The organism is Rhodococcus sp. NPDC006774, assembly GCF_040636045.1.
GTDB lineage: Bacteria > Actinomycetota > Actinomycetes > Mycobacteriales > Mycobacteriaceae > Rhodococcoides.
This window is the reverse complement of sequence record NZ_JBEYIW010000016.1, coordinates 22,504-48,964: the sequence shown is the minus strand read 5'-3', so window position 1 is coordinate 48,964 and position 26,461 is coordinate 22,504. Positions and strand designations below refer to the sequence as shown.

The 26,461-nt window shown below is 65.6% G+C and carries 20 protein-coding genes; 12 read left to right on the top strand and 8 right to left on the bottom strand.

The genetic code is table 11. The annotated features are described in order from the left end of the window. Positions 1-259: 259 nt before the first annotated feature. Entirely contained in the window at positions 260-2,047 is a 1,788-nt protein-coding gene (locus tag ABZ677_RS21005) for a long-chain fatty acid--CoA ligase (protein WP_170945939.1), read from the top strand. Positions 2,048-2,107: 60 nt separating this feature from the next. On the opposite strand, the gene ABZ677_RS21000 is transcribed toward ABZ677_RS21005, so the two are convergent. Beyond that, on the bottom strand, positions 2,108-2,725 hold the full coding sequence (locus ABZ677_RS21000; protein WP_358372831.1) for an alpha/beta fold hydrolase: 618 nt from the start codon (positions 2,723-2,725) through the stop codon (positions 2,108-2,110). Positions 2,726-2,804: 79 nt separating this feature from the next. On the opposite strand from ABZ677_RS21000, the gene ABZ677_RS20995 reads away from it, so the two are divergent. Further along, positions 2,805-6,254 carry a TM0106 family RecB-like putative nuclease gene (locus ABZ677_RS20995; protein WP_358372829.1) on the top strand — a complete coding sequence of 1,150 codons (3,450 nt, stop codon included), beginning with the start codon at positions 2,805-2,807 and terminating at the stop codon, positions 6,252-6,254. Here the strand turns inward: ABZ677_RS20995 and ABZ677_RS20990 are convergent. Both ABZ677_RS20990 and ABZ677_RS20985 read right to left on the bottom strand, forming a co-directional pair. Beyond that, a complete protein-coding gene (locus ABZ677_RS20990; protein ID WP_358372826.1) occupies positions 6,224-7,438 on the bottom strand; it encodes an alanine racemase in 1,215 nt (404 codons plus the stop codon). The two genes, ABZ677_RS20995 and ABZ677_RS20990, sit on opposite strands and share 31 nt — an antisense overlap. 90 nt (positions 7,439-7,528) lie before the next feature. Beyond that, positions 7,529-8,170 (bottom strand): helix-turn-helix domain-containing protein, encoded by a 642-nt coding sequence (locus ABZ677_RS20985; RefSeq protein WP_037190327.1) that lies wholly within the window; start codon positions 8,168-8,170, stop codon positions 7,529-7,531. A 127-nt stretch (positions 8,171-8,297) separates the two neighbouring features. Here ABZ677_RS20985 and ABZ677_RS20980 point away from each other — a divergent pair, with 127 nt between their 5' ends. Next, positions 8,298-9,611: a D-arabinono-1,4-lactone oxidase gene (locus ABZ677_RS20980; RefSeq protein ID WP_358372823.1), complete on the top strand. Its 1,314-nt coding sequence runs from the start codon at positions 8,298-8,300 to the stop codon at positions 9,609-9,611. A gap of 134 nt (positions 9,612-9,745) precedes the next feature. Beyond that, positions 9,746-11,233 (top strand): molybdopterin-dependent oxidoreductase, encoded by a 1,488-nt coding sequence (locus tag ABZ677_RS20975; protein ID WP_358372820.1) that lies wholly within the window; start codon positions 9,746-9,748, stop codon positions 11,231-11,233. A 19-nt stretch (positions 11,234-11,252) separates the two neighbouring features. Here ABZ677_RS20975 and ABZ677_RS20970 read toward each other — a convergent pair whose 3' ends face one another. Beyond that, a complete protein-coding gene (locus ABZ677_RS20970) occupies positions 11,253-12,194 on the bottom strand; it encodes an adenosine deaminase (RefSeq protein WP_358372817.1) in 942 nt (313 codons plus the stop codon). A 10-nt stretch (positions 12,195-12,204) separates the two neighbouring features. Further along, positions 12,205-12,996 (bottom strand): enoyl-CoA hydratase/isomerase family protein, encoded by a 792-nt coding sequence (locus ABZ677_RS20965; RefSeq protein ID WP_358372814.1) that lies wholly within the window; start codon positions 12,994-12,996, stop codon positions 12,205-12,207. An 89-nt stretch (positions 12,997-13,085) separates the two neighbouring features. Here ABZ677_RS20965 and ABZ677_RS20960 point away from each other — a divergent pair, with 89 nt between their 5' ends. Continuing rightward, a complete protein-coding gene (locus tag ABZ677_RS20960; protein WP_037190332.1) occupies positions 13,086-14,231 on the top strand; it encodes an acyl-CoA dehydrogenase family protein in 1,146 nt (381 codons plus the stop codon). 99 nt (positions 14,232-14,330) lie between these two features. Here ABZ677_RS20960 and ABZ677_RS20955 read toward each other — a convergent pair whose 3' ends face one another. From ABZ677_RS20955 to ABZ677_RS20945, 3 genes are all read right to left on the bottom strand, one after another. Continuing rightward, positions 14,331-15,785, bottom strand: a complete 1,455-nt coding sequence (locus ABZ677_RS20955; RefSeq protein ID WP_358372810.1) for a DHA2 family efflux MFS transporter permease subunit — start codon at positions 15,783-15,785, stop codon at positions 14,331-14,333. After that, positions 15,782-16,399 carry a PadR family transcriptional regulator gene (locus ABZ677_RS20950; RefSeq protein ID WP_358372807.1) on the bottom strand — a complete coding sequence of 206 codons (618 nt, stop codon included), beginning with the start codon at positions 16,397-16,399 and terminating at the stop codon, positions 15,782-15,784. Before ABZ677_RS20950 ends, ABZ677_RS20955 begins: the two co-directional genes overlap by 4 nt. A gap of 272 nt (positions 16,400-16,671) precedes the next feature. Next, positions 16,672-16,875: a cold-shock protein gene (locus tag ABZ677_RS20945; protein ID WP_008714360.1), complete on the bottom strand. Its 204-nt coding sequence runs from the start codon at positions 16,873-16,875 to the stop codon at positions 16,672-16,674. A gap of 173 nt (positions 16,876-17,048) precedes the next feature. Here ABZ677_RS20945 and ABZ677_RS20940 point away from each other — a divergent pair, with 173 nt between their 5' ends. The 7 genes from ABZ677_RS20940 (at position 17,049) to ABZ677_RS20910 (ending at position 26,379) form a co-directional block, all read left to right on the top strand. Then, entirely contained in the window at positions 17,049-17,801 is a 753-nt protein-coding gene (locus ABZ677_RS20940; RefSeq protein ID WP_358372803.1) for a GNAT family N-acetyltransferase, read from the top strand. Between the two features lie 56 nt (positions 17,802-17,857). Further along, entirely contained in the window at positions 17,858-18,874 is a 1,017-nt protein-coding gene (locus tag ABZ677_RS20935; protein WP_358372800.1) for a glutathione S-transferase C-terminal domain-containing protein, read from the top strand. Positions 18,875-18,921: 47 nt separating this feature from the next. After that, entirely contained in the window at positions 18,922-19,641 is a 720-nt protein-coding gene (locus ABZ677_RS20930) for a hypothetical protein (RefSeq protein WP_094633843.1), read from the top strand. 42 nt (positions 19,642-19,683) lie between these two features. Then, positions 19,684-20,523, top strand: a complete 840-nt coding sequence (locus ABZ677_RS20925) for an LLM class F420-dependent oxidoreductase (RefSeq protein WP_094633844.1) — start codon at positions 19,684-19,686, stop codon at positions 20,521-20,523. 121 nt (positions 20,524-20,644) lie between these two features. After that, positions 20,645-21,685: an ATP-binding cassette domain-containing protein gene (locus ABZ677_RS20920; RefSeq protein WP_358372796.1), complete on the top strand. Its 1,041-nt coding sequence runs from the start codon at positions 20,645-20,647 to the stop codon at positions 21,683-21,685. Further along, positions 21,682-22,452, top strand: a complete 771-nt coding sequence (locus ABZ677_RS20915) for an ABC transporter permease (protein ID WP_037190341.1) — start codon at positions 21,682-21,684, stop codon at positions 22,450-22,452. The genes ABZ677_RS20920 and ABZ677_RS20915 overlap by 4 nt, the downstream gene beginning before the upstream one ends. 192 nt (positions 22,453-22,644) lie before the next feature. Next, on the top strand, positions 22,645-26,379 hold the full coding sequence (locus tag ABZ677_RS20910; RefSeq protein WP_358372913.1) for an ABC transporter ATP-binding protein: 3,735 nt from the start codon (positions 22,645-22,647) through the stop codon (positions 26,377-26,379). The last annotated feature ends 82 nt before the right edge of the window (positions 26,380-26,461 follow it).

Here is a 26,461-nt window from a genome sequence, read left to right as displayed (position 1 = left end):
ACCTGCTCGGCCCCCGCGAACCCTTCTACGCTGATCAGGTGACGAAAACGGCCGCGGCGGCGTGCGGTGCGAGCGGCCTCACACCGGCGACCCGACACCCGAGCGCACGCGCAGGCGGTTAAGTTGTACTCCGAGTCACACTCAACCCCCTCGGACTCGCGGCAAAGTCGACAAACCGGACACCCCGGATGGTGCGCCACGGCCCCGAATGTGATGAAATGCACAACTACCACGCTATTTTTCCGTAAGGGGTCCAGCAGTGCGCGAATATTCTGTGCCGGCGTCGTTCACCATTCCTGACGACGCATCCATGGCCGACACCGTCTACAGGTACGAGAAGGAATCGCCGAATTTCGTACCGTTCCAACGTCTGGTGAATGGCAACTGGACCGACGTCACCGCAGCTCGGTTCGCGGCCGAGGTCGCGGCAGCTGCCAAGGGACTGATCGCCTCCGGGATCGAACTCGGCGACCGCGTCGCCATCCTCAGCGCGACGCGCTACGAGTGGGTCGTCCTCGACTACGCCATCTGGTCCGCAGGCGGATGCACCGTCGCGATCTACGAGACGTCCTCCGCCGACCAGGCGCAGTGGATTCTCGAGGACTCCGCCACCAAGCTGCTCGTCGTCGAGACCGCAGCGCACGCCTCGAACCTCAAAGAGGTCACCGAAGGTGCCAAGGATCTGCGTGAGGTTCTGCAGATAGACGCCGGAGCCATCGACGAACTGACCACCCGCGGTGCCGGAGTCAGCGACGAGGATCTGCATGCGCGACGCCATCAGGTCAGCGCCGCATCGCCCGCGACCCTGATCTACACCTCGGGCACCACCGGCCGCCCCAAGGGCGTTCAGCTCACCCACGCCAACTTCTACGCCGAGGTTCAGGCCACCCAGATCGCGCTGCACGACTCGATGAAGGAGGGCAACCGCACACTGATGTTCCTCCCGATGGCGCACGTGTTCGCCCGTGCCGTGTCCTTCGGCTCGTTCGAGTCCAAGGTCACCGTCGGACACACCTCGGACGTGACGACTCTGGTGGATCAGTTCGCCGTGTTCAAGCCGGACTTCATCCTGTCGGTGCCGCGCGTGTTCGAGAAGGTCTACAACTCCGCCAAGCAGAAGGCGCACGACGGCGGCAAGGGTTCGATCTTCGACAAGGCCGCCGCGACGGCCATCGAGTGGAGCGAGGCCCAGGAGAAGGGCGGAGCCGGGCTGGTTCTGAACCTCAAGCACACAGTGTTCGACAAGCTCGTGTACTCCAAGCTGCGCGCAGCACTCGGCGGCAACTGCACCCGCGCGGTGTCCGGCGGCGGACCTCTCGGTGCCCGCCTCGGCCACTTCTTCCGCGGTGCAGGCGTCCCGGTCTACGAGGGCTACGGACTGACCGAGACCAGCGCGGCCATCACCGTCAACACCACCAAGGAACAGCGCGTCGGCACCGTCGGCAAGCCCATCGACGGCCACTCGGTCAAGGTCGCCGAAGACGGTGAACTGCTGCTCAAGGGACCGGTCGTGTTCAGCGGCTACTGGCACAACGAGAAGGCCACGGCCGAGGCCATCGTCGACGGCTGGTTCCACACCGGCGACCTCGGCGCGATCGACCAGGAAGGCTACGTCTCGATCACCGGCCGCAAGAAGGAGATCATCGTGACCGCGGGCGGCAAGAACGTCGCCCCCGCAGTGCTCGAGGACGCCCTCCGCGCGAACGCGATCATCAGCCAGTGCCTCGTCGTCGGCGACGCCAAGCCGTTCATCGGTGCGCTGATCACCCTCGACCCCGAGGCCATGCCGGGCTGGCTCCAACGGCACGATCTGTCCGCGGACATTCCGTTCTCCGAACTGTCCAAGAACGCCGACCTCGTCGCCGAGATCGACAAGGCCGTCGCCGAGGCCAACAAGAAGGTCTCCAACCCCGAGCAGATCAAGAAGTACACGATCCTCGAGAACGACTTCACCGTCGAAACCGGTGAGCTCACCCCGACGATGAAGCTCAAGCGCAACATCATTCACGCCGAGCGCGGCAGCGACATCGAAGCCATCTACACGTAGATCGACCACACGAGAAGGGCCCGGCGCGATGTTCGCGCCGGGCCCTTCTTTTCTTCGTTGTCAGGACATGTGGTCGTCGAGGAACTCCGCCACCACCGACGTCACCTGCAGGTGGATCTTCTCGTGCAGCAGGTCGTGACCACCGTCCTCGAACTCACGCAGGGACGCGTCGGGAACACCGCCGATCCACTCGCGCACCGCATCGATCGGAGCCAGACGATCGTCCACGCCGTGCACGGCCAGAAGCGGAATCACATTGTCTGCGAGGTCGATGACCGAGCCGGTCACCGACTTGGGCGTTCCGCACAGCACGGCGCACCGCACTGCCTCCGGATGCGCGCCGAGGGCAGCGATGGCCGTCGCCGCACCCAACGAATGACCCATCAGAGCGAACGACAGTTCCGGGTGCTCGGCCTCGGCCATGTCCAGCAACTGCAGCGCGTTCCGAGCGAGTGCGGGGATCTGAGCGGCATCCGTCAACTCACCCTCGGTGAGGCCGTGGCCCACGTGATCGACCGCCCACACGTCGACTCCGCGTCCGTTGAGGACCCGGGCGAAACGGTGATAGTGGCCGCTGTTCTGGCCGAGACCGTGCAGAAAAACGAGACCGAAACGAGCATCGGGAACAGTCCAGTTTCGGTAATGGACAGCACCGGTGGCTCCGTCGAAAAAAGGCATTCGATCATTTTGCCTCCTCGCGGCGGCATCCGCGCGCAACGTGACCGGTACCGCGCGTGGTGGTGACTAGGGTGGGCGCGTGTTCCTCATCGGCGATCGCGTCATCTACAGCGCCAGCGACCTCGCCTCGGCAGCGTCGTGCGAATTCGGACTGCTGCGCCGACTCGACGGCCTCACCGGTCTGATCCCGCGCGCAACCGCCGCGCCGGATCCGATGCTGGACCGCACCTCTGCACTCGGATTCGAGCACGAACGCCGCCAGCTCGAGACATTCCAGCAGCGGTTTCCCGGCGGTGTCCTGACGATGGACCGACCGGGACGCACCGCACAGGAATTGGCCGACGCGGCCTGGGCGACGTTCACCGCCCTCACCTCCCGGACACCCGTGGTGTATCAGGCCACCTTCTTCGACGGCCGATTTCTCGGATTCTGCGACTTTCTGGTGGCCGAGGGCGATCGGTACGCCGTGTACGACACCAAACTGTCGCGGCACGCGAAGGTGTCGGCCCTGCTGCAGCTGGCGGCCTACGCGGACGCGCTCCGATCCGGCGGGATCGTCCCGAGCGACGAGGTACACCTGATGCTCGGCGACGGCAGCGACTCCGCGCACTCGCTCACCGAGATCCTTCCGGTCTACCGGCAGTCCCGGGAACACCTGCAACACATACTCGACGAACACCACGCCGAGGGCACCGTCGTCGACTGGTTCGATTCGCGCTACTCCGGCTGCGGGCAATGCGAGGCATGCACGGTCGAGGTGGAACAGCACCGCGACCTGGTACTCGTCGCCGGCATGCGCGCGAGTACCAGGGACAGACTGCTCGACGCCGGCATCTCGACGGTCGACGAACTCGCTGCATCGACCGCGAACGTGGACGGCATGTCGTCTCGCACGGTCACGAATCTGCGAGCTCAGGCCGCGCTGCAGGTTCGCCAGGAACACAGCGGCGACGCCGAGTTCGAGATCTTCGACGCCGATGCACTCGGCGTGATCCCCGAGCCCGATCCGGGCGACATCTTCTTCGACTTCGAGGGCGACCCGTTGTGGGCCGAGGCCGGCAGTGCCGAATGGGGTCTCGAGTACCTGTTCGGCGTCTACACCGCCGACGGCGACTTCCTCCCGTTCTGGGCGCACGATCGCGCACAGGAACGCCGCGCCCTGATCGACTTTCTCGACTACGTCTCCGCGCGCCGTGCCGCGTACCCGAACATGCACGTCTACCACTACGCGCCGTACGAGAAGACCGCGCTACTGCGCCTCGCCGGTCGCTACGGAGTAGGTGAGGACGCGGTCGACGACCTACTGCGGGACAACGTTCTGGTCGACCTCTATCCGATCGTGCGATCTGCGGTGCGCATCGGTGCCAGGTCCTACAGCATCAAGAAGCTCGAACCCCTGTACATGCCCGCGGCCCGCGACGGAGACGTCACCGACGCGGCCGCGTCGATCGTCGAATACGCGAACTGGTGCGATCTACGAGACCAGGGGAAGGACGCCGAGGCCGCTGCTCTGCTCGCCGATATCGCCGAGTACAACCGCACCGACTGCGAATCGACGCTGCGACTGCGGGATTGGTTGCTCGCGCGCGCGTCGGATGCCGGTGTGCACCCACGGGCAACGCAGCATCTCGAGCTCGAAGACGGTGCACCCGACACCGCGAGCCCGCTCGAGCTCGAACTCGCCGACTACGCCGGTCTGCCGTGGGAGCGCACCTCGACGCAGCAGGCCGTCGCATTGTTCTCCGGTTCCATCGGGTATCACCGACGTGAACGAAAGCCGTTCTGGTGGGCTCACTTCGATCGGCTGACCCACCCGCTCGACGAGTGGGCCGACGCGGCCGACGTGCTGAAGGTCGAGCGCGCCGAGCTGGTGCACGACTGGATGAAAACTGCACCGAAGCAACGGGTCATGCGACGACAGATCAAGCTGTTGGGACACCTGAGCAGCGGCGTCCTGTCGAGCTCGAAGGTCAAGCTGCTCTACGACGACCCGGCCCCGGAAGGACTACCGAAACAGCAGCCGACCCATCGCGCGACCACGACGGTCGAGATCGTGGAGGCGGGCTACGAGGGCACCCTCGACATGGTGGTGGTGCAGGAGAACCTACGCAAGGGAGTGGACGAGTACCCCGACTTCCCCGTCGCCACCGCACCCGAACCGCCCCCGGCGACCAAGTATCTGGAGCAGGCGATCGTTGCCGTCGCCGCCGAGGTCCACGCCGCACTGCCGGACCTTCCACGCGCGGCCGTCGCCGATCTGCTGACGCTGTCGCCGCCCCGAACCCGTTCCGGCACCGGCCTTCCCGAGGTGCACGCCGGTGACTACGCGACGGCCGTCACGGCGGCGCTGCTCGATCTGGATCACTCCTACGTTGCCGTGCAGGGTCCGCCCGGGACCGGGAAGACGTACACCGCTGCACGGGTGATCGCCGAATTGGTCGATGTACATCACTGGAAGGTCGGCGTGGTGGGCCAATCGCATCACGTGGTGAACAATCTGCTCGACACCATCGTGGCGGCAGGGGTGGACCCGGCCGAGGTGGGCAAGAAGGCACCGACCGCCCACACCGTCGTCGAACCCACCGACTACGCCCGCTTCGTCACCGACGCCGAGGACGGCTGCGTCATCGGCGGTACCGCCTGGGACTTCTCCAACCCCGGCCGCATCCCGCCCGAGTCGCTCGATCTCCTGGTCATCGACGAGGCCGGGCAGTTCTCGCTGGCCAACACCATCGCCGTCTCGGTGTCCGCACGCAACCTGCTGCTGCTCGGCGACCCGGCCCAGCTGCCGCAGGTCAGCCAGGGCACCCACCCCGAACCCGTCGACGAGTCGGCGCTGGGCTGGATCACCAGCGGTCACCCGACGCTGCCCGCCGACCGCGGGTACTTCCTGGCCACGACGTGGCGGATGCATCCCGATCTGTGCGCGCCGGTCTCGGCACTGTCGTACGAGGGCAAGCTCGAATCCAACAGTGCTGTGACACAGGCACGTTCACTGGACTCGCTCGAGCCCGGCCTGCATATCGTCTACCTCGACCACCACGGCAACTCCACCGACTCGGTGGAGGAAGCCGACGAGATCGTCACTCACGTGCAGAATCTGCTCGGCCGACCGTGGAGCGACCCGCAGTCCTTCGAGGGTGCGCGGCCCATGGACCAGGGCGACTTCCTGGTCGTCGCGGCCTACAACGCGCAGGTGGCCGTCATCGTCGAACGACTCGCGGCCGCCGGACTCGACGAGGTCTCGGTGGGCACCGTCGACAAGTTCCAAGGACGACAGGCACCGGTGGTGCTGATCTCGATGGCCGCGTCGGCGATCGAAGACGTTCCGCGAGGCATGGGCTTTCTGTTGTCCCGCAACAGACTCAACGTCGCCGTCTCGCGTGGCCAGTGGGCCGCGATACTGATCCGGTCGCGGGCACTGACCCGATACCTGCCGTCCACCCCGGCCGGACTGGTCACCCTCGGCACCTTCATGAGCCTGTGCGAGAACGGAATTCAGCCGAACGCCATGCCCTCACCACGATAAGTGGGGACCGCCTCGACGGACCCGTCGGCGTGCACCAGATGCAGGGTGTCGAATCGCTCGCACAGCTCGCCCGCCTTGGCGTGCCGGAACCAGACGCGATCACCGATCCGGATCTCTTCCGCTCCACTGACCGGAGTCTGCACCTCGCCCGCACCTTCGTTGCGCAGCAGCCTCAGACCGGACGTCACCACGCCCCTGGCCTTTCTCGACCAGGCGATCGGCCGCGGGGACCTCGACGTCGACGCCGGACCCGACGCGATGTAGCCACCACCGAACAGCGTGGCGATCTGCGGCGTCGGCTTGCGCACCGCGGGTAGCGCGAAGAACAACGCGGGCTCGGCCGAGAATGCGCGATACCGATCGAAGAGCGTCGGCGCGAACAAGCCCGATCCCGCGGTCACCTCGGTGACGACCGGATCGGCCGCCGAGAAGTCGATCGACCCGGTACCGCCACTGTTGACGATCTCGATCCGCCCGACGGCCGCGGTCACGGCCTCGACCACCGCCGTTCTGCGCGTGGAGATCTCACGCGACGACAGCGACTTCATCCATTCCACCGCAACATTGGAATCGGGCACACCGGCGATCTGCGCCTCGTAGAACATCAGACCGACCACCCGGAACCCACGCGCCTGCGCCACCCGCGCGAAGGCGGCGACCTGCTCGGGTTCGCGCAGCGGCGAACGTCTGACACCGATGTGCAGCGGACCGATCCGCAGCGAGGCATCGACGTCGATACAGATACGCGGCTTGAGAAGATCGCTGGCGGTCGCGTCGCGCACGATGTCCAGCTGTGCGACGTCGTCGACCATCAGCGTGATGCGCCCCGACAGAACACGATCGTTCACGACCTCGGCGAGGGCGGTGCGATCGACCGTCGGGTACCCCATGAGGATGTCCTCGACGCCGTGGCGCGCCAACCAGATCGCCTCACGCAGCGAGTACGCCATGACCCCGCTCACGCCGTCGGATGCGAGCACCCGATCCAGTACCGCCCGGCACCGAACCGACTTGCTCGCGATCCTGATCGGCACTCTGTCCGCCCGTGCCCGCAGAGCAGCAGCATTGGCATCGAGAGCGGCGGAATCGACTGCAGCCAAAGGTGATTCGAGACCCTCGGTGGCAGCGGCGATACGGGACAGTGGTGTCGTGTCGGTGGTTGCGACACCGGCGATCGAACTCATGCGGCGTATTCCTTCGTCGTCGTTGCCAGGCCTACACAGTCAAACACTCCGCAGCCCAGAAGTCCCAGCGAGCATCTGCCACGCCGGTCCTCAGCAGTCCAAGGCCTTGCTTGCAATCAGCCCCGACAGGTCGTCGATCTGCGCCAGCACCTCGAGATCGTCGCCGTCGACCAACCACCGCAGCACCAGCCCGTCGAGGGTGGCCATCCCGAAACGCGCGATCGACGCCACCGGCTCGATCCATCGCGTCCCGGTGTGGGCGGAACACTTCTCGAAGAACAACCGGGCCTCGGAGTCCCGGATTCGGTACTGCCCACTGGCGATCTCGGCGGCCGTGGCGGACCCGAGCGCGCGATGGCGCAGCAGATAGGTCTTGATCTCGTAGGCGAGCAACTGCCGATCCGGCGACTTCTCGATCAGCAACCACACCGCGCTCAGACCGCCGTGCACCAGCTCGCGCAGGCCACGAACGCCTGGGAGTTCGCGCGTGCCCACGGCACTGTCCAACGCGGCGTGCAGAATCTCGGTGACATCGACGATGAGGTGCTCCCCCATCGCGATCACCAGATCCTGCTTGGTCTCGAAGTGGTACTGCACGATGCCCTTGGTGACCTCGGCTTGTTCCGAGAGAGCACGCACGGTCAGGGACTCGATCCCGACCCGCTCGGCGACGTCGATCGCAGACTGCACCAGTTGTGCGCGTCGCACATCAGCGGGCAGCCTCGATTGCATGACCCGATACTAGGGCGCTGCCGAGGTCTGTGCCTCGTATTGACCCACGGGGAGCTCGGTGTGGGGCGGACCCAGGAGTGGAGCCTGCGGAATGACCCTGGGGTTTCGGGAGTGCGATAGTGATCGGATGATCGAGTGGTCGTGGCAGAACTGGGCGGGCAATCAGCATGCGTATCCGGCGCAGCGTGCCGAGCCCGCATCGGTGGACGAACTGCGCAGCGTTCTGCAGCGTGCCGTCGACAGGTCTCGAACGGTGCGATGCGTGGGTGCCGGACACTCCTTCACCCCGATCGCGGTCACCGACGGCGTTCAGGTCAGCCTGGATTCACTGCGCGGGATCGAATCGGTCGCCCGCCACGACGACGGGTCCGCCCAGGTGACGGTGCTCGGCGGCACCCGGTTGCGCGAGCTGACCGCGCGGCTGTGGGACCTCGGCCTTGCCATGACCAACCTGGGCGACATCGACGAACAATCGGTTGCCGGTGCCATCTCCACGGGTACTCACGGAACCGGAGCCCGCTTCGGCGGCATCGCCACGCAGGTGTGCGCGGTGGAGCTGATGACCGCAGACGGCCGGCTCGTTCGGTGCTCTCGCGACGAGAACACGGATCTGTTCGACGCGGCCCGCGTCGGGCTCGGTGCGCTCGGCGTCATCACCCGGGTCACGCTCGACTGCGTTCCGGCCTTCGCCCTACGGGCCGTCGAGGAGCCGTCGACGCTACGGGCAACGCTCGCCGAGCTCGATGCGACCGTCGCAGGCGTCGACCACTTCGAGTTCTACTGGTTTCCGCACACCGACCGGGTGCTGACCAAACACAACACCCGCCTGCCCGGCGACGCTGCGCTGCGCCCGCTGGGCAAGGTGCGTTCGTACCTCGACGACGAACTGCTGTCCAACACGGTCTTCGAGGGCCTCAACCGCGTGGTGACGCGTATGCCGGCCTTGATCCCCCGGCTCAACGCGGTCTCGGCCCGGGCACTGTCGGCCCGCGAGTACACCGACCGCTCGTACCGGGTGTTCGCGTCGTCGCGGACCGTCAAGTTCGTCGAGATGGAATATGCCGTTCCTGCAGCCGAGATCGGCTGGGTGCTGCGCGAGGTCGATCGCTGGCTCGAGCAGTCTTCGATCTCCATCGCGTTTCCCGTCGAAGTACGATTCGCCGCAGCCGACGACATCTGGCTCTCCACGGCCTATGGGCGCCCGACGGCGTACATCGCCGTGCACCAGTACCACCGACGAGATCACCGCGAATACTTCGACGCCGTCGAAGCCATCTGCCGCAGCGTCGGCGGCCGGCCGCACTGGGGCAAACTGCATTCCCTCGGCGGCGATGAGCTCCGCGATACCTACGAACACTTCGACGACTTCCTGCGTGTTCGGGATTCGATGGACCCGAAACGATTGTTCGGCAGCGACTACCTCGAACACCTGCTGTCCTGAGCGGTTGATCGGCGTGACGATGCGCGCAATTTGTGCTCCACTTCTGCGACCTTCGAGTGGGTTTCCCCAGGCCAACGCTCCGAGTGGAGCGTCCCGTGCACGCAGCCACTCCCCGCACGCTTACATTGGAACGAGTGAGCACAGGAAAACGCGCGCTGTCCGGCATCATCGCCGCCGGAGTCGTCCTCGGCGTCGGTGAATTGATCGCCGTCCCCATCGGACCCAACTCGTCACCGCTGACCGCCGTCGGGTCCTCGGCCGTCGACCACAGTCCGGCCCCGGTCCGTGAATGGGCCATCGACACGTTCGGCACCTCCGACAAGCTCGCCCTGTTCATCGGCATGGCCGTGGTGATCGGCGCTATCGCCGCAGCGGCAGGCATTGCCCGCAAACCCATCGGTGCCGTGGTGTTCGCAGTTCTGGGCGTCGTGGGCGTACTCGCGGCAATGACCCGACCCGACGCGACGGCCTTGTCCGCAGTCCCGACCATCGGCGGCGTCATCGTCGGCATCGTCGTGCTGCACGCCCTCATCGGTGCCGCCACCCCGGCGACCGAAGGAATGACCCGACGCAGCTTCCTGACTCTCGCCGCCGGTGCTGCGGTGCTCGGCGTCGTCGCCGGAACAGCCGGACGGATGCTGACCTCGGCCCGAGCTGTCACCGCGGATCGACTCGGTTTCATGCTGCCCACGCCGACGCCGCAACCCCCGATTCCGGAGGGGGCGGACCTGAAGATCGACGGCCTCGCGTCGTACATCACCCCGAACGACGACTTCTACCGCATCGACACCGCGTTGGTCGTTCCGCGCCTGGCGTCGGATACGTGGTCGTTGCGCATCCACGGCATGGTGGACCGCGAGATCGAGCTGACATTCGCCGACCTCGCCGAGCGCCAGGCAGTGGAGAAGACGGTCACCCTGACCTGCGTGTCCAATATCGTCGGCGGCGATCTCGTGGGCAATGCGACGTGGATCGGCTACCCGCTCAAGGACATTCTCGAAGAAGCGGGCATCTCGCCCGACGCCGACATGGCGCTGTCGTCGAGCAGCGATGCCTTCACCGCCGGCACGCCCCTCGAGGTTCTGCTCGACGGCCGCGACGCCTTACTGGCTGTGGGGATGAACGGTGCGCCGCTGCCCGTCGAGCACGGCTACCCGGCGCGACTCGTCGTCCCCGGTCTGTACGGATACGTCTCGGCGACCAAGTGGGTCACCGACATCGAGATCACCCGATTCGACAAGGTGACGGCCTATTGGACCGATCGCGGCTGGGGCGCACTCGGACCGATCAAGACCGCCTCACGAATCGACACCCCGAGATCGGGCAGCTCGGTGCCGGCCGGGAAGTCGGTGATCGCGGGCGTCGCCTGGGATCAGCACACCGGCATCGAGGGCGTGGAAGTGCAAGTGGACGAGGGCAATTGGGTGCCGGCCACTCTCTCCGAGGAGTACTCCAAGGACACCTGGCGGCAATGGACGGTCGAGCTGGACCTGCCTGCCGGGCAGCACGCGATCCGCGCCCGGGCCACCAACTCCGCGGGAGAGCTGCAGACCAACAAGACCGCCGACACCGTTCCCGACGGAGCGACCGGCTACCCGAGGATCTCGGTGACGGCGAGCTGATCCAGACAGTCGCGCTGATCTAGACAGTTGCGAAGCTCGCGCGAATCGAGTTCTCGGCCAACTGCTGTCGCTCGGCCGCAGTGAGACCCATGCCAGCTTCGAGGGCAGCGAAGTTGTCGTCGACGTACCCGCCGAAGTAGGCGGGATCGTCGGAATTGATCGACACCGACAGGCCGCGCTCGAGCATCTGCCGCAAGGGCAGCTGCTCGACGTCGTCGATCACCTTGAGCCGGACATTGGACAGCGGGCAGACGGTGAGCGGAATCTGCTCCTCGACAAGTCGATTCACCAGTGCCTCGTCTTCGAGGCACCGCACACCGTGATCGATGCGCTCGACCTTCAGCAGATCCAGTGCCTGCCAGATGTAGTCGGGCGGGCCTTCCTCACCGGCATGGGCGACGACATGCAAACCCTCGGCGCGGGCCTTGGCGAATACGTCGACGAACAGCGACGGCGGATAGCCAACCTCGGCGGAGTCGAGACCGAGCCCGATGATCGGGGCTTGCATCGCCAACAGATCCTCCAGCAGTTGATTGGCGTGCAGCACCGGCTTGTCGCGCAGGATCGACGCGATCAACCCACTGGTGACGCCGAATTCGCGCTCGCTGGATGCGCAGGCGTCGGCCAATCCCTCGACGACGGCCGCGAGCGGGACACCACGCTCGGTGTGCGCCTGCGGGTCGAAGAAGATCTCCGCGTGCGTCACCCCGGCCTGCGCGGTGCGGCGAAAGTACGCGCGGGCCAGGTCGGCGAAATCCTCGGCGGTCTGCAACACGGCCATGTTCGCGTAATACAGATCGAGGAAGGACTGCAGGTCGGTGAACTCGTATTTCGCCTGCAGTTCTTCGATGTCGTTGTACGGCAGCGTGATTGCGTTGCGCTCGGCAAGATCGAAGATCAGCGGAGGTTCGAGCGACCCTTCGATGTGCAGGTGCAGTTCGGCCAGCTGATCATTACTCACTCATACGATTCTACTTGCCCGTGTACGTCGCCTTACCCGGGCCGACCTCGAGGAAGCTCTTCACTGCGCCGCGCAGATCCTCGGTCTCGAAGAGTGCCCCGGAGACCTCCGAGGTGATCTCGTCCGCGTGGGCCACACCACCGGAACGCCACGCTGCCACAATCTGTTTGGTTGCCGCGTGCGCGACGGTGGGGCCGTCGGCCAGTCGATGCGTCAGCGCGAGCGCGGCGGCGTCGACGTCGTCGTGGATCTGATTGACCACGCCCCACTCCTTCAGCGTCTGGGCGTCGTACAGATCACCGGTCATGACGAGCTCGCGAGCCCGACCCGAACCGGCCCGCTCGGCCAGACGCTGCGGCCCACCCATCGACGGCGTCAGACCGACGACGGTCTCGACCAGACCGAACTTCGCCTTCGGTCCGGCCAGGATGATGTCGCAGGCCAACGAAATCTCGAACGCCGCGGTGAGCGTCAACCCGTGCGCGGCGTAGATCACCGGGCAGGGCAACGCCTCGAGCGGATGAGCAATCTGCGCGAACAGACCACGCCACAGATCGGCGCCCTGCGCGGCGGACAGGCCCTCGAAGACATGAACGTCGACGCCTGCCGAGTTGACTTTGCCCTCGGCGCGCAGCAATACCGCACGCGGAGGTCGCGCGACGAGATTGGCAACGTTCGCGGCCACCGCGTCGAACATGGCCTGATCGAACAGATTGAGCGGACCGTGGTCGAAGGTGAGGACGGCGACCTCCGCGCCGGCCGTGGTGGTCGATCGAACGAGCGAAGTGGGTGCGTCAGCCATGGTTCGCATAGTGCCACACCCGTCCGAGGACCTTGTTACCACCGAGTATTGTGCGCAGGAAAGTGAACGTTACCGAGAGGAACACCTAGATGAAGCGCAGTCTGTTCGAGTCCGACCACGAGGACTTCCGCGCATCGGTTCGAGAATTCGTCACCCGAACCATCACGCCGGTCGAGGAGAAGCTCGTCGAACAGCGATACATCGACCGCGAGATCTGGCTCGAAGCCGGACGCAACGGCTTCCTGGGCCTCGAGGTACCGGAGGAATACGGCGGCAGCGGAGCCGAGGACTACCGATTCAACGCCGTCCTCGCCGAGGAACTCGCCCGCTCGAGTGCCGCGGTGGCGTCGTGCTTCGGTATTCACGTCGACATCGTCGCGCCGTATCTGGTCAAGCTCACCACCGAGGAGCAGAAGAAGCGCTGGCTGCCCGGCTTCTGCAGCGGCGAAATCCTCACCGCGATCGCGATGACCGAACCCTCCGGTGGCTCCGATCTGGCCGCGCTGAAGACCACCGCCGTCAAGGACGGCGACGACTTCATCATCAACGGCTCCAAGACCTTCATCACCAACGGCAACTCCGCCGATCTCGTCATCGTCGCCACCCGCACGACGCCGGAGAAGAAGGCCAAGGGCATCACGCTCTTCGCCGTCGAGAACGGCACCGAAGGATTCTCCCGCGGCCGCAAGCTCGACAAGGTCGGCCAGCCCGAATCCGATACGGCCGAGCTGTTCTTCGAGAACGTGCGTGTTCCGAGCTCGAACATGATCGGCGAATTCGACGGCGGCTTCATCCACATGATGCAGCTACTCCCCCAGGAACGCATCAGCTGCTCGGTGGCCAACCTCGGACACGTCCGCCCCATTCTCGAGGAGACACTGCAGTACGCCAAGGACCGCAAGGCATTCGGCCAGCAGATCGGTTCACTGCAGTGGAACAAGTTCCTGCTCGCCGAGCTCGTCACCAAACTCGATGTGGCACAGGCATACATCGACAACTGCATCGCCGCGCACGGAATCGGTGAGCTGACGGCCATCGATGCAGCCAAGGCCAAGTGGTGGAGCTCGCAGGTGCAGAACGAAATCCTCGACCACTGCGTACAGCTGCACGGCGGCTACGGATTCATGAACGAGTACCGCGCCGCTCGGGCGTGGAAAGACGCTCGCGTGACCAAGATCTGGGCCGGATCGAACGAGATCATGAAGGAACTGATCGGACGCGATCTGGGCCTGTAGTGCGCTTCGCGTAGGAGTGGAGCCTGCGGAACGACCCGATGAGCGGTGGTGCGGTCAGGTGCCGTGGAAGGCGCATGACCGCACCACTGCCGCAGGCACTTACTCGAACGCAGGCCGGGCGTAGAAGCAGACCGCGACCATGCCGACCAGGAGCACGACGGCGGGCAGAATCAGAGACTGCGCCATGGCGGTGGTGAAGCCGTCACGCAGCATCTCGGGCACTCGGCCGGCGAATTCGTTTGCCCCCGAAGTCGATCCACCGGTAGGTAGTTCGGCGGCCAAGCGCGATTGGATGAGCGCGCCGATGCCGGCGCTACCGAGAACCGAGCCGATCATGCGGGTGGTGTTGTAGATACCCGAACCTGCGCCCGCCTGACTCATCGGCAGGTTACGAGTTGCGGTGGCCGCCAACGGAGACCAGATCAACGCGTTCGCCACGCCCATCGCCGCGATGGGCAGAAGCAGCTTCCAGATCGCGGTGGTGGGCGTCATCTCGTACGCGAACCACAGCAGCGAGGCCGCCAGGATGAACAATCCGGAACCAGCGATGTAGCGGGGATGCGTCTTGTCGACGAGCTTGCCGACATTGGGGGCGAGAATGCCGGTCAGCAGCGCCATCGGGACGAACAGCAGTGCCGAACGGGTAGGGGTGAGCCCGGTGACGCTCTGCGCGTAGAACATGATCGGCAGCATCATGCCGGACATCGCGAAACCCATTGCGGCGATACCGATATTGGAGAGCGAGAAATTGCGATCACGGAAGAGCGCCAACGGGACCAGCGGTTCGCTCTTGTTCACCGCCTGCCAGTAGACGAACCCGGCGAAGACGAGCAAACCGGTGCCGATGAGGATCCAGATGCCCGTTCCCCAGTCGTACTTCTGTCCCTCCTGGATACCGAACACGATGCAGAACAGTCCGATGGCGCTCAACGCCACGCCGAGCAGATCGAACTTGTGATCGTGGGTGGGCAGCACGGGAACGAACTTCAGCGCCAACACGATTGCGAGAACACCGACCGGCAGATTGATGAAGAAGATCCACTCCCAGCCGAGCGAGTCGACCAGGACGCCGCCGAGGATCGGGCCGACGAGTGTCGCCACGCCTGCAACGGCACCCCACGCGCCCATGGCCGTTCCGCGCTTCTCGGCGGGGAACACCCGGGTGATCACGGCCATCGTCTGCGGAGTGATCATCGCAGCACCGAGACCCTGGACCGCACGCGCCGCGATGAGCATCTCGATGGACCCGGAGAGGCCACACCAGGCGGACGCGAGTGTGAACAGAACGAGGCCGGCGATGTAGAGGTTTCGCGGACCGAACTTGTCACCGAGACGCCCGGTGACGAGCAGGGGCACCGCGTAGGCCAGCAGATACGCGCTGGTCACCCAGATGACGTTGTTGATGTCGGTGTTCAGGCCCGTGAGGATCGCCGGCTGCGCGACGGCCACGATGGTGGTGTCGACCAGAATCATGAAGAAGCCCAGGCAAAGCGCCCACAGGGCGGGCCACGGCTTGATCTCTCGTTGTGGCGGAGCGGTCTCGACGACGTTCATGTGCTCTCCTGGTTTCGATCCGTCAGGGTCGTGTGGTGTGTGGATATCTCGTGCGGCCACGCCAGCTCGCCACTGTCGACCCGAGCGATGTAACTCGTCAACCAGTTCACTTCGGCTGACAACATGTGGTACGTGTAATCGATTCCAGCCCAGTAGATTTCGGATATGTTGCGGTCGGCCGTCAACCGCTGATAGCCGGACAGTTCCTCGATCTCCACCTCGAGGTCCTCGATGCGTGCGCGGAGCAACGCGATCGCCTCGGACGCCGCCAGGTTGTGCATCTCGGACAGGCCGAGGGTGAACTGCGGATATTCGCGCACCGGGGTGCGGAGAATCTCGGCGAGGCGATCGACGAGAACTCGTCGGCCTGCGGGCGTGATCTCGTACGTGGTGCGTTCGGGTCGGTTGCCGCCGCGGTCGGTGCCGACCTCGGCGACCAGCGCCTGCCCATGGAGGCGAGCAACGGCGTGGTAGAGCGATCCGGGTCGAACCTTGACGATCCGATCCTCTTTGCGCTCCAACAGAAGTTGATACATCTCGTAGGGATGCATCGGACTCTCGGACAACAGGGCGAGAACCGAGACGCCCAGCGGGTTCACTGCCTCGCCTCGCATCGCACCTCAGATCTGAATGTCCCGGCTGAATTATTCCAGTTGGAATATAGACCGACAGATCTGGGATTGGCAACCCGGACAATGCTCTGACCTGGGGTTATCCGGACATACAGACGAAAAAGGACACCGACCACCGTCGATGTCCCGTTCGAACAGACGAAGACCGGATACTCGGAATTACTTCCGTGTATCCGGCCTTGTCACCGAGTTTCTGGCGGAACTTACTTCGAGAAGTTCACTCCACCAGGAGAAATCGGGTTACGAAGCTTGAATCAGATGGCGCGGACGCCGGTAGCCTGGGGGCCCTTCTGACCCTGGCCCACCTCGAACTCCACGCGCTGGCCCTCGTCGAGCGACTTGAAGCCGCTACCCTGAATCTCCGAGTAATGAACGAAAACGTCCGGTCCGCCACCATCCTGCTCGATGAAGCCGAAGCCCTTTTCGCCGTTGAACCACTTCACACTGCCCTGCGTCATTCTGTAAACCTTCTGTAAGCGAGCTAGATCTTCACGTCGAAGCTCTAATCTCAAATGCGAGTCTGCCATCTATCGGCGCTGAGCGAAACACCGGGGGCAAAAAAGTTCGAAAGATTGCTTTGGGACGGTGAAACCGAAACGTCGCCCAGCGTCTCTGTGGCTAGGGTTCAGACGTGGATTTCCCCCTTCTCGATGCCGGCCCGTTCGATCGCCACCGTCTCGACATCGTCCGGTTGGCCTGGTGTCGACGGTTGCAGATGGACGATCGTGCCCTCGACACGGATGCGGACCGCGTCGAACATGTCGGTGCCACCGAGGACATCACCGTCCTGCGACTGGCCGAGACCACCCTGATCGCCGGTCCGTCCTGGGCCGTGGACGCCTCGCGGGCGATCGCCGGCCACGCCCATATCGACCGCACCTGGATCTCGTCGCTGCTGGGCGACCGCTCGGATCGCTACGAGATCGGCACCCACACGCTGGCTTACGGATCGGACATCGGCCACACCATCGACGTCCACGACCCGCTGATCTCCCACGACGCGGAGCACGCCCGCAACCTCGCCGCGCACTGCAGTGACGCCGACGTCGCCGAAGCATTCGGCGAACCGGTCTCGCGGAACTGGTTCACTCTGCTCGGCGATGACCGACCGGCCGACTCGGCGCACTCCCTTGCCTCGGCCGGCTACTCGGAGGAGCAGCTGATACTGGCCGACATGCGGGTCCTGACGGACCCGGACCATCGCCGGCGGGGCCACGCCCAGGTGGTCGGCAGGCTGGCAACCAACGACGCCATCGACGACGGCCTGATTCCGCAGTGGCGATCGCGACCGGAGAACGCCGTTGCTCGACGCCTCGCCGCGCGGCTGGGTTACGTCGAGATCGGCGCGTGTCACACCGCAGTGCTTCGCGCTGATCGAGGTTGAGTCGGCTCCGAACTGGGTAGCGTCGACAGAACAGTTCGATGCGAGGAGTGAACAGCATGGCCGACGATGCCGCCTACGTGAAGCCGGGTAAAGAATTCACGCGCGACACCAATTACATTCCGACTCGAATCACCGCGGACGGCCGGGACGGCTACCCGGTCGAGCCCGGTCGATATCGACTGATCGCCGCACGCGCCTGCCCGTGGGCGCATCGGTCCATCATCGTTCGTCGACTGCTCGGGCTCGAAGATGTGCTGTCCCTCGGCATTCCGGGACCGACCCACGACCCGCGCAGCTGGAACTTCCAGGAGGAGCCGGGCGGCGTCGACTCCGTTCTGCAGATCCAGAGGTTGCAGGACGCGTACTTCGCCCGCTTCCCGGACTACGAGCGCGGCATCACCGTCCCTGCCATCGTCGACGTCCCCACCGGTGAGGTCGTCACCAACGACTACCCACAGATCACCCTCGACCTGTCGACCGAGTGGACGCAGTACCACCGCGACGGAGCCCCGGATCTGTACCCCGAGGCGCTGCGCGGCGAGATCGACGAGGTTGCCGATCTCGTGTTCCGGGACGTCAACAACGGCGTCTATCGCTGCGGATTCGCCGGCTCCCAGGAGGCGTACGACAAGGCCTACGACCGACTGTTCGCCCGCCTCGACTGGCTAGTCGAACGCTTGTCGACACAGCGCTACCTGATCGGTGACCACATCACCGAGGCCGACGTACGACTGTTCACCACGCTCGTTCGCTTCGATCCCGTCTATCACGGCCATTTCAAATGCAACCGGAGCAAGCTCAGCGAGATGCCGGTGCTGTGGAACTACGCACGCGACCTGTTCCAGACCCCCGGATTCGGCGACACCGTCGACTTCGACCACATCAAGCGGCACTACTACGAGGTGCACACCGACATCAATCCGTCGGGCATCGTGCCCAAGGGCCCGGACCTGACCGGTTGGCTCGAACCCCACGGTCGCGAATCCCTGGGAGGATCACCCTTCGGCGACGGCACCGCTCCCCCACCGCCGAAGCCCGACGAGCTCGTTCCGCCCGATCACTGGGTGCGCTGACCCTGCGGATCGACCGGCCACCACACTCGCAACCGAAAGAGAGATCGATGGCAGGCAAGAAGGACGACGCACAGGTCGAGGTCGGGGGCGGAGGCAAGCTCGAACGCGCGCTGGTCAACATTCTCGACAACGCCAGCCGCCTGCAGGGACCCGCCGTCGACAAGTACGTCGCGCACGTGCGTCGAGCACACCCGTACGACACCCCGGCACAGATCATCGAACGCCTCGAGAAGCGGTTCCTGCTGGCGGTCACCGGCAGCGGCTCGGCAGTGGGCGGTGCCGCGGCGATCCCCGGCGTCGGGACCGCCGCCTCGCTCGCCGCGGTGGGTGCCGAAACCGCGTTCTTCATCGAGTCCTCGGCGCTGCTGACACTCTCGGTCGCGTCAGTGCACGGCATTCCCGTCGAGAACCACCAGCAACGGCGCGCTCTGGTGCTGTCGGTCGCGCTCGGCGAATCGGGCATGCAGATCGTGCAACGAACAGTCGGCAAGACGGCCAAGAACTGGGGCCCGCTGATCACCTCCCGCATCCCGGGCGGCTCGATGGCGACGATGAACAAGTCGCTGGTGAAGAAGTTCATCACCAAGTACCTCGCCAAGCGCAGCGCGCTGTTGGTCGGCAAGATGCTCCCCGCCGGAATCGGTGCGGCGATCGGCGGCGCAGGCAACCGCGCGGTCGGCAAGGGTGTCATCAAGAACGCCCGCGACGCGTTCGGTCCGCCACCGGCCCGGTTCCCGGAGAATCGCATCATCGAGCCGGACGAATGAGCGCTCACGGAATCTTCACGAGTCGGACGCGTTGACACGAGCATGACTTCCACACCTGAACTCGGCACGTACGGCGTCTGGCGACTGCACTCGGCGTTCACTCCCGAACTGTCCCGGGCGATCGAGTCCTTCGGCTACGGAACGATCTGGCTCGGCGGCTCGCCGCCTGCGGATCTGACCACCACCGAAGAGATCCTCGACGCCACCGAGACGGTCGTCGTCGCCACCGGCATCGTCAACATCTGGTCGGACGCAGCGGCCGACGTCGCGGCGTCGTATCACCGGTTGGAGAGCAAGCACCCGGGCCGTTTCGTCCTCGGCATCGGCGCAGGCCACCCGGAGGCGACGCAGGAATACACCAAGCCGTACGACGCTCTGGTGGCGTACCTCGACGCTCTCGACGAGGCCGGGGTCCCGGTGGAACGACGCGTCCTGGCGGCTCTCGGCCCGAAGGTGCTCGCGCTGGCGGCCGACCGCACCGCAGGTGCGCATCCTTACCTGACCACCCCCGAGCACACCCGCGAAGCGCGAGAAGCACTGGGACCGAACAAGATTCTGGCACCCGAGCACAAAGTGGTCCTCGAGTCGGATCCGGAGAAGGCCCGCTCGATCGGCCGGCCACCGGTCAACAACCCGTACCTGCATCTGCGCAACTACACCAACAATCTGAACCGACTCGGCTACTCCGACGAGGAGATCGGCGACGGCGGCAGCGACCGACTGATCGACGCGTTGGTTGCGCACGGCACGGCCGACGCGATCGCAGCACGATTGAACGAGCACCTCGACGCAGGTGCATCGCACGTGACACTGCACTCTCTACCCGACATGGCCGATCCGCTCGAGACCTACCGAGAGATCGCCGCCGCGCTGCATCGCTGACGCGGAGGGCTCGTGTGCGAGTGGTCGGCCCGGATGTCGGTCACACCCCGTAGCCTCGTGTACCGGTTGCCGCGCGCAGCCGGTACACGAGGTGTTTCACGGTGAGGGGGAGTGCGCACGGATGACCAGCTACTCGGGAGTAGCGCTCGAAGCGCACGCACTGACCAAGCAGTTCGGTACTGTTCGCGCGGTCTCGGACCTGAGCTTCGCGGTTCCACGCGGAACCGTCACCGGATTCCTCGGCCCCAACGGATCGGGTAAATCGACGACACTGCGCATGCTCCTCGGGCTCGTTGCACCCACCTCCGGCGTCGGCCTCGTCAACGGCGTTCCGTTCCGCACGGCAACCCACCCGGCTCGCACGGTGGGAGCCGTCCTCGACTCGCTGAGCCTGCACCCCAAGCGCAGCGCTGCACATCACCTGAAGATCTACACCGCCGCGATCGGCGTACCCGACAGTCGCGCCCACGACGTGCTGCACCTGGTGGGCCTCGGCGACGCCGCCGACCGCGCCGCGGGCGGCTACTCCCTCGGCATGCGTCAACGCCTCACGTTGGCAACCGCGCTGCTGGGGGATCCGGAAATCCTCGTGCTCGACGAACCCGCGAACGGTCTCGACCCCGAGGGCATCGCCTGGCTGCGCGACTTCCTGAAGGCATTCGCCGCGTCGGGACGCACCGTGCTGGTGTCGAGTCACATCCTGCGCGAGATCGAGCAGACCGTCGACAATCTGGTGATCGTCAGCGCCGGTGCACTCGTCTACCAGGGATCCATCGCGCAACTGCGATCGACGCGTCCGAGCCGCGTACTCGTGGCCGCATCGGACCCCGCGGCATTGGCATTGGCGTTGGCATCGAATGGATTCAACGACAGTCAACTGCTGCCCGACGGACGCATCGGCGTCGCCGGTACCGACGCGGCAACGATCGCTCGCATCGCTGCCGACGCCCAGGTGACGATTTTCGGGACCACCGGTGAACACGTCGACCTCGAGCAGGTGTTCCTGTCGATGACCGCGGGTCAGTACAACGCTGCACCCGTTCAGCAGAATCCGTACGGCGGGCCGCCGCATGGTTACGGCCCGCCGCCGGGTCACCACCAGGGCTACGGCCCGCCGCCCGGTTACGGTGCGCCGCAGAACTGGAACGGGGGTCCGCGATGAACGCGTTGCTGACGTCGGAGATCCGCAAGGTCACGACACTGAAATTCTGGTGGGCGCTGGCGATCGCACCGCTCGTCGTCGGAATCTTCGCTTCCGTCATCACGTCGGTGATCGCGAACCAGTTGGGCGAGTTCGAGGAAGACCTGGATATCTCGGGCGGGGTCGCCTCGATCGGCCTGTACGTCGCCGCCGGTGCCGCAATTCTGTTCGCAGGCATCTTCGGTGCCGTCAACACCGGAACCGAATTCCGCCACCAGACCATCACCACCAGCTTCCTCACCGCTCGTGGCCGAGACGGAGTGATCGCCGCCAAACTCATCGTCACTGCGCTGTTCGGCCTCGGATACGGGCTGGTGGTGCTGTTGGCCAGCCTGATCTGCCTGCTGATCTTCAACGAGCGGACCGTGCTGCTCGACGGCGCGTTCATCGGCGTGGTGGCGTCGTGCCTCCTCGCCGTCGTGCTGTGGTCGCTGATCGGCGCCGGCCTCGGTCTGCTGCTCAAATCCCCGACGTGGGCTGCGGTCGTGCTCGTTGCCTGGCTGCCGTTCGGCGAGGGTCTGCTCTCGTTGATCCTGTTCGGAGTCGGGCTCGGATCGGTCGCCGTGGCGCTTCCGTCGAACCTGACTCTGCCGACGATGGCAGCGACTCAACTCGACGGCGCAGGCGACCTGGCGTCGTGGCCGTGGGCACCGCTCGGACTCGCGCTGTGGGCGGCGATCCTCGTCGGCGTCGGCTGGTTCCTGGCTCGAACCCGCGACATCGGCTGAGGTCGGTGCCGGTGCCTATGTTCGCAGGCGGACCGTGTCGGTACTCGGGTCTACCGTGGTGAATCGATGGCACACAGTAATGCGGTGAAAGACCGTGCAGCGGCACCCCGACGCAGCTCGTCGACACTCGGTAGCGAAGAACCCGCGTCGAGTACCCGGCGTGGATGGATCAGACGTCTGATCGCGCAGTGCATGCTGCATCGCCGTACCGCACTGGGAGCCCTGGGCGTGACGATGATCGCGGCCGTCATCGACATTTCGTTCCCGCTGCTGACCCGAGTGGCGATCGACGACGCGACCGCAGGCAACGGCGAGAAGATCGCCACCGTTGCAGCCGCCATCGCTCTGTTGGGTCTGGTGCGGTTCGCGTGCCAATTCGGCCGACGCATGCTCGCCGGCCGGCTCTCGATCGACGTCCAGCACGATCTACGCCTCGACCTGCTCGCGTCACTGCAGCGGCTCGACGGGCGCAAGCAGGACGAAATCCGTACCGGTCAGGTCGTCTCGAGGTCCATCACCGACCTTCAACTGGTGCAGGGGCTGCTGGCCATGGTGCCGTTGTCGGCGGGTGCCGTCCTGCAGTTCGTGCTGGCGCTGGTGGTCATGGCGTATCTGTCGCCGCTGCTCACGGTCGTCGCGGTACTCATCGTTCCTGCGGTCGGCATCGTGGTCTACCGAATGCGGCCCACTCTCTTCGCGGCGACCTGGTCGGCTCAACAACGCGCTGCCGATCTGGCTCAGCACGTCGAGGAAACAGTCACCGGCGTCCGAGTGGTGAAGGGCTTCGGACAGGAAGCACGCGCGGTGGATCGCATCGAGACACTGGGGCGCACGCTGTTCGCCGAGTGGATGCGATCGGCCAGGATCAACTCGCGGTTCGCACCGTCGATGGCCACCATTCCTCAACTCGGGCTCGTCGGAGTCATCGCCCTCGGCGGCTATCTCGCCCTACAGGGCCACATCACGATCGGCACGTTCCTGGCCTTCGCCACCTACGTCGCGACCCTGTCGGCCGTGACCCGGACCGTCTCGTCGGTGGTGATCATGGCTCAGCTCTCCCGTGCGGCCGTCGAGCGCGTCTACGAGGTGGTCGACACCGAGCCGTCCGACCCGGAACCGGCCGAACCCGTCGCGTTGCCCGACGGCCCGCTCGGGGTCCGTATCTCCGAGGTGACCTTCGGATTCGAGCCCGAACGCGACGTGCTCACCGGCCTGGACCTGACCATCTCGCCCGGCGAGACGGTGGCCGTCGTCGGCAACGCGGGCTCGGGAAAGACCGCACTCGCGCTGCTGCTCCCCCGCTTCTACCGCCCCTCTCGGGGACAGATTGCGCTGACGTCCGACGGAACGTCGATCGATATCGACGACCTCGACTCGACGTCACTACGCGAGGCGATCTCCCTGGTGTTCGACGAGCCGTTCCTCTTCTCCGACACCATCGCCGCCAACATCGCGCTCGGCAGGCCCGACGCGACGGCGGAGGACATCGAGCGTGCGGCACGGCTGGCGCAGGCCTCCAACTTCATCGACGCGCTGCCCGAGGGATACGACAGCCTCGTCGGTGAACGCGGACTCACCCTGTCCGGAGGTCAGCGCCAACGCATCGCACTGGCCCGCGCTCTTCTCGTCGAGCCGCGAATTCTGATCCTGGACGACGCCACCTCCGCCGTGGACGCCGAGACCGAGGCCGCCATCTTCGACGCGTTGCGCGGCGTCCGCACGCGCGCGACTCTCGTTCTCGCTCATCGCCGCTCGACCCTGACCCTGGCCGACCGCGTCGCCGTGCTCGACAACGGCCGCATCATCGACACCGGAACGGTCGACGAACTGGATCAGCGTTGTCCGTTGTTCCGGGCGCTCCTGGCCGGCGGCGATGGCGAACTCGACGACGCCCCCGGTGCGGAGCCGATCGTGGACCCGTCCGCCGACACCCTCTGGCCCGATTCGCCGCCGGAGGCAACGGTCGCACCCGGCGCAACCGCGACACCCGCGCCCGGAGGTGGAGGTGGTCACGGAACTGCGATGGCCGGGGCATTCGGCTCACTCGCACCCACACCGGCCATCTCCCGGGCAGTCGCGGCCCTGCCTCCCGCTACCGAGGACCCGGGCACATCGGGATCCGACCTGCGTCGACCCGACCCTGAATTTCGACTGTCCAGACTGCTGAGCCCGGTGCGCTCGTTGCTCGCAGCGGTTGTGGTGCTCCTCGCGCTGGACTCACTGGCCTCGATCGCCTTCCCTTCGCTCGTTCGCTATGCGGTGGACAGCGGAGTGGCGAGCGGAGACTCGAACACGCTGTGGATCGCCACGTCGATCGGCGTCGTGTTGGCAGCGGCGAGTTGGTTCGTCGTCTGTTGGACGACGGTCATCACTGCGCGGGCAGGCGAGCGAGTCCTCTTCGGTCTCCGTGTGCGTAGCTACGCGCACATTCAGCGGCTCGGCCTCGACTACTACGAGCGTGAGCTCTCGGGTCGGATCATGACCCGAATGACCACCGACGTCGATGCACTGTCGTCGTTCATTCAGACCGGGGCGTCGACCGCTGTGGTGAGCGTGTTGACCGTAGTCGGTATAGCGGCCGCCCTGCTCGTCACGGACCCCACTCTCGGCCTGGTGGCGTTGGCGGTCGTACCGCCCCTCGCCGTGGCCACCGTGATATTTCGGCGCATCTCCTCGGCGGCGTACTCGACGTCCCGTGAGCGCATCTCGATCGTCAACGCCGACTTCCAGGAGAACGTCACGGGACTGCGCGCCGCACAGGCGTATCGGCGCGAGGAGTACGCCGCAACCCGGTTCGCCGAACGCTCCGACCGCTACCGGGCGAGCCGAATGCGATCGCAGACCGCGATCTCGGTGTTCTTCCCTCTCATCACGTTGCTCTCCGACGTCGCCCTCGCCGTCGTCGTGTTCGTCGGCGCACATCAGATCGCCACCGGCACCACCACCGCGGGCACCCTCGTCGCGTTCGTGCTCTATCTCGGGCTGCTCTTCGGACCGATCCAGCAGCTCTCGCAGGTGTTCGACGGTTACCAGCAGGCACGTGTCGGTGTCGGCCGGATCGGGGATCTGCTGCGCACCACCAGCTCCATCGAAACTGCCACCGCCGCGCACGCCACAGCCCTCCCTGGCGGACGTCTGCGCGCCGACATCGATCTCGTCGACGTCGGTTTCCGCTACGCCGGAGCCCAGAGCGACGCGCTGAGTGAGGTAAATCTCACGATTCCCGCCGGCACCACCGTCGCGCTGGTCGGACGCACCGGCGCGGGCAAATCCACCGTGGTGAAACTGCTGGCCCGCTTCTACGATCCGACCTCCGGATCTGTGCGCGTCGGCGGCCACGATCTACGTGACTATCGCCTCTCGGACTACCGGCACCGACTCGGCGTCGTACCGCAGGAAGCGCACCTGTTCACCGGAACCGTCGCGTCGAACATCGCCTACGGCAGGCCCGACGCCACCCGCGCCGACATCGAGAACGCTGCCCGCTCGGTGGGTGCTCTGAGCACCATCGCTGCACTTCGCGGCGGTATGCACCAACCCGTCGGCGAGCGCGGGCAAGGGCTGTCCGCGGGTCAACGGCAGCTGATCGCACTGGCCAGGGCCGAGTTGGTCGACCCCGACCTTCTCCTGCTCGACGAGGCCACCGCCACGCTCGATCCCGCGACCGAACGCACCGTGCTGGCAGCCAGCAGTGCCGTCGCCCGGACCCGAACCGCAGTGGTCGTCGCGCACCGCTTGGCGACCGCCGCACGAGCAGACCTGATCGTGGTGGTCGACGGCGGCCGTATCGTGGAAGTAGGTCGACATTCGGAGCTCCGCACGCGGGGCGGCTTCTACGCGCAACTGTGGACTGCAGCCGAAACGAACCGAGGGAATAATTCGATAGTCCAAGGAGTCATCGACAACGAGGCCGATGGTTACCGGTGAGTACATATCACAGCTACGTCCCGGACGCACGTGAGCTGGACCAACGGTCTAGCCTGGACACGTACGCGCGCTGAACGGGAAC